This is a genomic window from Paenibacillus sp. OT2-17, assembly GCF_009827695.1.
Classification (GTDB): Bacteria; Bacillota; Bacilli; order Paenibacillales; family Paenibacillaceae; genus Paenibacillus; species Paenibacillus polymyxa_B.
This window is the reverse complement of the sequence record NZ_WUDQ01000219.1, coordinates 1-5,785: the sequence shown is the minus strand read 5'-3', so window position 1 is coordinate 5,785 and position 5,785 is coordinate 1. Positions and strand designations below refer to the sequence as shown.

The window sequence follows — 5,785 nt, the reverse complement described above, 5'->3', positions numbered from 1 at the left end:
TTTCTTTTGATGAGCCTCTGAATATTGATTGGGACGGTAATGAATTATTGCTTTCCGATGTGATGGGGACGGAAAATGATACCATTTACCGTAATATTGAGGAGCAGGTGGACCGAAAATTATTGCATAAGGCACTGGATAAGTTGACGGATCGAGAGCGTTTGATTATGGAGCTGCGCTTCGGCTTACAAGACGGAGAAGAGAAGACACAGAAGGATGTTGCTGACCTGTTGGGTATCTCGCAATCGTATATTTCGCGTCTGGAAAAGCGAATTATAAAGCGCTTACGAAAAGAATTTAATAAAATGGTATAATGCATGGGTATATCCGGAAGCGATGGAAACGGCGAATAAAAAAATGCCCTCAGGAGATAATGTACATTAATGTTGCTCCTTGGGAGGTAAGACACGATGACCCGAAATAAAGTGGAAATTTGCGGTGTGGATACCGCCAAACTGCCGGTATTAACCAATGCAGAAATGCGCGAGTTGTTCACATCACTTCAGCAAAATAATGAACGATCAGCCAGAGAAAAATTGGTCAACGGCAATCTCCGACTCGTCCTGAGTGTGATTCAACGATTTAACAATCGGGGAGAGTTTGTGGACGATTTGTTCCAGGTAGGATGTATCGGCCTAATGAAGGCGATTGATAATTTTGACCTTTCGCAAAACGTAAAGTTCTCCACTTATGCGGTGCCGATGATTATCGGAGAGATCCGCCGTTATTTGCGGGATAACAATCCGATCCGTGTATCTCGTTCGTTACGGGATATTGCATATAAGGCGCTTCAGGTGCGGGACAGTCTGACGAATCTGAACTCGCGTGAACCAACGATTTTTGAAATTTCAGAGGCACTGAATGTGCCCAAAGAAGACGTTGTGTTCGCGTTGGATGCGATTCAGGATCCGGTTTCGCTGTTCGAGCCGATATATCACGACGGGGGCGACCCAATCTATGTGATGGATCAGATCAGTGATGACAGAAATAAAGACGTCTCATGGATTGAGGAAATCGCTCTGCGGGAAGCGATGCATCGCCTGGGCCAGCGTGAAAAGATGATATTGTCTATGCGTTTTTATGAAGGAAAGACGCAAATGGAGGTTGCCGACGAAATCGGTATCTCTCAAGCCCAGGTTTCAAGATTAGAGAAGTCGGCTATACAGCAAATGCAAAAACATGTAAAGTCCTAATGAAATGAATGCTTGAATGATTCAGCGATAAAAACGATCCTACCGGATCGTTTTTGCGTTTACAGGACATTTTTTGGGCTCTTCCGCTCATATAGTGAAATAAAGGATGTGATGCGTGTGAGTGCACCGGAAACGTCAGTAAGAGCAATGAAAATTTCCGAGTTTCAAACCAAGGATGTCATTAACATTGTAGATGGAAGACGTCTGGGACAAATCAGTGATTTGGAGATTGACGTGCGGCAGGGGAAAATTGAAGCCATTGTGGTTCCAGGCAGCAGTCGTTTTATGGGCTGGTTTGGAGGCGGAAGCGAGTTGGTCATTCCGTGGCGCAACATTGTGAAAATTGGTTCGGATGTTGTGCTTGTACGACTGGAAGGATTGCATGAGCCGCCGGGTGAAGGCGAGGAAAAGTTGTATATCGAACGTCAAGAGCGGAGTGACCGACGGGGCTTCTGAACTTGCAGATCTACGTATTTTAGTGTGTTGTGAAGACACGGCGGCGGCTTTTTGGTACACTGGGCAGTAGAGGTGAGAATGAATGGAACCATTTGTAGTGAACACCGAGGCTACGGGGGCTGCGCTTATGAAAGATGGCGGACGTCCCGTACCGGAGTTGTTATATATTCAATCTTGGGAGCGGCAGGTTCAGAGATTAACAGCGGGTTTTACAGGTCGTCATGGCGGTGTCAGTGAGGTGCCCTACGCTAGTCTGAACTGTGCGTTCCATGTGGGGGATGACCCCGAGCAAGTTATTCGTAACCGTCGGCTCATTGCTGAGCAGCTTGGCTTTGCTGCTGAAGCGTGGACGTGCGGTGAACAGGTTCATGGTCATCATGTTGCCGTGGTCAAGGCTGCTGATCGCGGGCGGGGCTTTATGGATCGTGCATCCGCTTTTCAGGACACAGATGGACTTTTGACGAATGTACCTGGCATTTTGTTGACGTCCTTTTATGCAGACTGTGTACCATTATATTTTTGTGATCCAGTCCGCCGTGTGATTGGGTTGGCGCATGCAGGCTGGAAGGGAACCGTTGCGGAAATCGCATTGAAAATGGTACAGACCATGCAAAACGAATATGGATCTCAGCCGTCTGATATACTAGCAGCTATTGGTCCTTCCATTGGTTCTGAATCCTATGAGGTGGATGAGCACGTGATGAGCCAAATTCGGGTTTTGGAGTATGATTGCCCGGGTAATGATAAATGGGAAGGTTCTGTTTACTTTCCCTTAACCACCGGAAAAACACTACTTGACTTGAAACAATGCAATCGACACATTATGATGAAAGCAGGAATATTGCCGAGCCATATCGAATGTACTACCTTATGCACGAGTAGCCGTAGCGATTTGTTTTTTTCATATCGCAAAGAAGGCGGCGTCACAGGAAGAATGGCGAGTTGGATTGGTCTGGAAGAGAGGTGAGTCCTCCCGTGTCTTTGGAGGAACGAATTAAAGAAGTGAATGCCCGTGTAGAAGCGGCATGTGCCCGAAGCGGACGTTCGCGTGATGAAGTTAATGTGATCGCTGTCACCAAATATGTTTCGGCGGCGACAATGACATCGGTACTGGATAGCGACTTAGAGCATGTGGGCGAAAATCGCTGGCAGGATGCTGCGGATAAATGGAGCAAGTTGGGTGACCGGGGAACGTGGCATTTTATTGGTCATCTCCAAACGAATAAGGTTAAAGATGTGATTGGAAAATTTAAATTTATACATTCGCTTGACCGCTTATCGCTCGCTCAGGAATTGGACAAGAAGGCAGCCGCTCTGGGACTGCGAGTTAAAGCTTTTGTGCAAGTCAATATTTCTGGGGAAATATCCAAATATGGCTTGTCCTCTGAGGCGGTTGTCCCCTTTTTGGAACAAATTCGCGAGTTGGAGCATGTGGACGTAATTGGCTTGATGACGATGGCTCCTCATGAGGAAGACCCGGAAAAAACTCGGCCTGTGTTTCGGGGATTACGTGAATTACGGGATAGGTTAAATGGACAAGCCTTGACCAGAGAACCCATCGTTCACTTGTCTATGGGGATGTCCAATGATTTTGAAGTGGCGGTTGAAGAGGGAGCGACCTGGCTGCGGCTTGGTTCCGTACTGGTCGGACGAGAGGAGGATTTCCATTGGGCGTAATGAATAAGTTCATGAACTTTCTGGGGCTTCAGGAAGAAGAGGAAGTTATAGAGCGAGAGGTTATGAATACGCCGGAAGATCAAGAAATTGAAACCCCAAGCTTTGATAAACGTAAGAACCAGAAGAGCACTAATGTTGTCAGCATCCATTCACAGAAAAATGTGAAAGTTGTCCTGTATGAGCCGCGTTCTTATGATGAAGCACAGGAAATTGCCGACCATATCCGTTCCCATCGCACCGTCGTAGTTAATTTGCAACGAATTCGCAAGGATCAGGCGTTGCGAATTATTGATTTTTTGAGTGGTACTGTGTATGCACTGGGTGGTGGTATCTCCAAGGTCGGGAACAATATTTTTCTGTGTACACCAGATACGGTTGAGATTCAAGGCTCTATTACGGAAATACTGGCTGACACTGAACAAGAACTTAACAGAATGAGGTGAACTTTTCTTGATCGAGGTAATTTACTGGCTATTTCAGATTTATTCGTACATGATCATTGCATATGTTCTGCTGTCATGGCTTCCTAATGCCAGAGAGAGTGTAATTGGCGATTTACTTGCCAAGTTTGTGGAACCGTATTTGTCTCCTTTTCGCAGGTTTATACCGCCAATCTTCGGGATGATTGATATTTCACCCATCGTTGCGCTGATTGCTCTGCGTTTTGCGTCATACGGTTTGATTTCTTTAATTGGTAATTTCGTCTAGGAGGAGTTATGCGAACTGAGATTTATGAGCATTTTCACCCGGATGAACGGGATTATGTGGATCGCGCTTCCGAATGGATCAGTCATGCGGGAGCTTATCATGAGCAGAAGCTGACTGATTTTTTGGACCCGCGCCAACAGTACATATTGGAGACACTTGCTTCGAAGGAAGACAAGGTCACGATTAGGGTAGATGGCGGATATATGGCTTCAGAACGAAAGCGGGCGCTTATTGCGCCCGATTATTCGTATTTGGACGGTGAGGAGATGGGGATTCAGGTCCTTTCCATCACATCTGACGATCATAAAGTAGGTACCCTTGAGCACGGTGATTATCTAGGTGCCCTACTGGGACTTGGAATCAAACGTGGGAAAATCGGGGACATTCATGTACTTGATGATGGGTGCCATGTATTGGTAGCTTCAGAGATCGGTGATTTTATGACGATGCATTTGCAGCAGGTACATCGTGTTCATGTATGGACAGAACTGTTGCCTGTAGCGAGTCTGCGAACGAAGGAAGTTGCATTAGAGGCGCTAGATCTGACGGTCGCTTCTTTGCGGCTGGACGGTATTGCCAGCGATGTGTACAAGCTAAGCCGCAGTAAAATATTAACACCGATTCGGGCGGGACGGTGCCGGGTAAATTGGAAGGTGGAGGAGAATCCATCCACTCCACTTAAAGCTGGGGACGTTATTTCCATGCAGGGTTTTGGGCGTTTCAAAGTGCTTGAAGCAGACGGGATGACAAAAAAGGGAAGATTCCGTGTCAAAATTGGTAAGTTTGTATAGCTGTAGGCAGGAATCACGAGCTTTCTGTCGAAAGAATTAAGCTATAGCGAAGAACTGGAACGATTTTGCTCTGTACAGTATTCACAAAACGGGGTATGATGACCGATAGATGATAGTGAGCGTCGTGACGCGGAAAATGTATTTTTTGTCAATCTTATAGGAGGTGGACGGCATGCCATTAACGCCATTGGATATACATAACAAGGAATTTGCCCGCCGGCTTCGCGGTTATGATGAGGATCAGGTTAATGAATTTTTGGATCAGGTGATCAAAGATTACGAGGGCGTTATTCGTGAAAATAAAGAACTGAGCACCGAGTTGTTGAACGTACAGGAGAAGCTTGATCATTTCGCGACGATTGAGGATACCCTGAGTAAGACGATTATCGTGGCGCAGGAAGCGGCTGATGAAGTTCGTAACAACGCCAAGAAAGAATCCCAACTGATCGTGAAGGAAGCGGAAAAAAATGCGGACCGTATTGTGAACGAAGCATTATCTAAATCCCGCAAGATCGCGTTGGAGGTTGAAGAACTGAAGAAGACGGCATCGATTTACCGATCACGGTTTCGCACACTGGTGGAAGCACAGGTTGATTCGTTAAGCCAAGACAGCTGGGAAGCCCTTGAAAACCGGGAACGCGAAGTACTGGAGCGCGAGCGTGAGATGAAAGAAATTTACTGATTTCATTTCTGACAAGCTTTTATTAGGCTTTGTTAGGGTTGACTTTTATCTTTAAACAGGCTATAACTGTAAATACTATACTGAATTCAATGATTATCCGTCCGTCGGCTGATGGTTGTTATTCAAGGCAACGATGTTGCTGATTTAATATTCGATGAATTTAACATGTTTAATTCGTTGATGGGAACGAGTACGTCATGATTTGTCCCTCAGAGAGTTGGCCTTCCGGTGCAAGCCAACGTTCAGAACATGACCGAAGATCCTCCCGGAGAAGTGAG

At 46.1% G+C, this 5,785-nt stretch carries 9 protein-coding genes; all 9 read left to right on the top strand.

The window, feature by feature from the left end:
* Positions 1-314: sigma-70 family RNA polymerase sigma factor (locus GRP75_RS17810; protein WP_160789955.1), on the top strand; the 314-nt coding region annotated here is incomplete at its 5' end.
* Between the two features lie 96 nt (positions 315-410).
* Positions 411-1,193, top strand: a complete 783-nt coding sequence (gene sigG, locus GRP75_RS17805) for an RNA polymerase sporulation sigma factor SigG (RefSeq protein WP_007431182.1) — start codon at positions 411-413, stop codon at positions 1,191-1,193.
* A 111-nt stretch (positions 1,194-1,304) separates the two neighbouring features.
* Positions 1,305-1,649, top strand: a complete 345-nt coding sequence (locus GRP75_RS17800; protein WP_023989440.1) for a YlmC/YmxH family sporulation protein — start codon at positions 1,305-1,307, stop codon at positions 1,647-1,649.
* A gap of 82 nt (positions 1,650-1,731) precedes the next feature.
* Entirely contained in the window at positions 1,732-2,616 is an 885-nt protein-coding gene (gene pgeF / locus GRP75_RS17795) for a peptidoglycan editing factor PgeF (protein WP_160789954.1), read from the top strand.
* Between the two features lie 8 nt (positions 2,617-2,624).
* Positions 2,625-3,326, top strand: a complete 702-nt coding sequence (locus GRP75_RS17790) for a YggS family pyridoxal phosphate-dependent enzyme (RefSeq protein WP_025718637.1) — start codon at positions 2,625-2,627, stop codon at positions 3,324-3,326.
* On the top strand, positions 3,317-3,769 hold the full coding sequence (locus GRP75_RS17785) for a cell division protein SepF (protein WP_023989437.1): 453 nt from the start codon (positions 3,317-3,319) through the stop codon (positions 3,767-3,769). Before GRP75_RS17790 ends, GRP75_RS17785 begins: the two co-directional genes overlap by 10 nt.
* A 7-nt stretch (positions 3,770-3,776) precedes the next feature.
* Positions 3,777-4,034: a YggT family protein gene (locus GRP75_RS17780; protein ID WP_023989436.1), complete on the top strand. Its 258-nt coding sequence runs from the start codon at positions 3,777-3,779 to the stop codon at positions 4,032-4,034.
* Between the two features lie 8 nt (positions 4,035-4,042).
* Positions 4,043-4,825 (top strand): YlmH family RNA-binding protein, encoded by a 783-nt coding sequence (locus GRP75_RS17775; RefSeq protein ID WP_160789953.1) that lies wholly within the window; start codon positions 4,043-4,045, stop codon positions 4,823-4,825.
* Between the two features lie 172 nt (positions 4,826-4,997).
* On the top strand, positions 4,998-5,507 hold the full coding sequence (locus tag GRP75_RS17770; RefSeq protein WP_160789952.1) for a DivIVA domain-containing protein: 510 nt from the start codon (positions 4,998-5,000) through the stop codon (positions 5,505-5,507).
* The last annotated feature ends 278 nt before the right edge of the window (positions 5,508-5,785 follow it).

What these genes read in the sequence shown, in the direction of transcription:
- sigG (WP_007431182.1), top strand. Translation starts at nt 411, where the DNA reads ATGACCCGAAATAAAGTGGAAATTTGCGGTGTGGATACCGCCAAACTG.
- GRP75_RS17800 (WP_023989440.1), top strand. Translation starts at nt 1,305, where the DNA reads ATGCGTGTGAGTGCACCGGAAACGTCAGTAAGAGCAATGAAAATTTCC.
- pgeF (WP_160789954.1), top strand. Translation starts at nt 1,732, where the DNA reads ATGGAACCATTTGTAGTGAACACCGAGGCTACGGGGGCTGCGCTTATG.
- GRP75_RS17775 (WP_160789953.1), top strand. Translation starts at nt 4,043, where the DNA reads ATGCGAACTGAGATTTATGAGCATTTTCACCCGGATGAACGGGATTAT.
- GRP75_RS17770 (WP_160789952.1), top strand. Translation starts at nt 4,998, where the DNA reads ATGCCATTAACGCCATTGGATATACATAACAAGGAATTTGCCCGCCGG.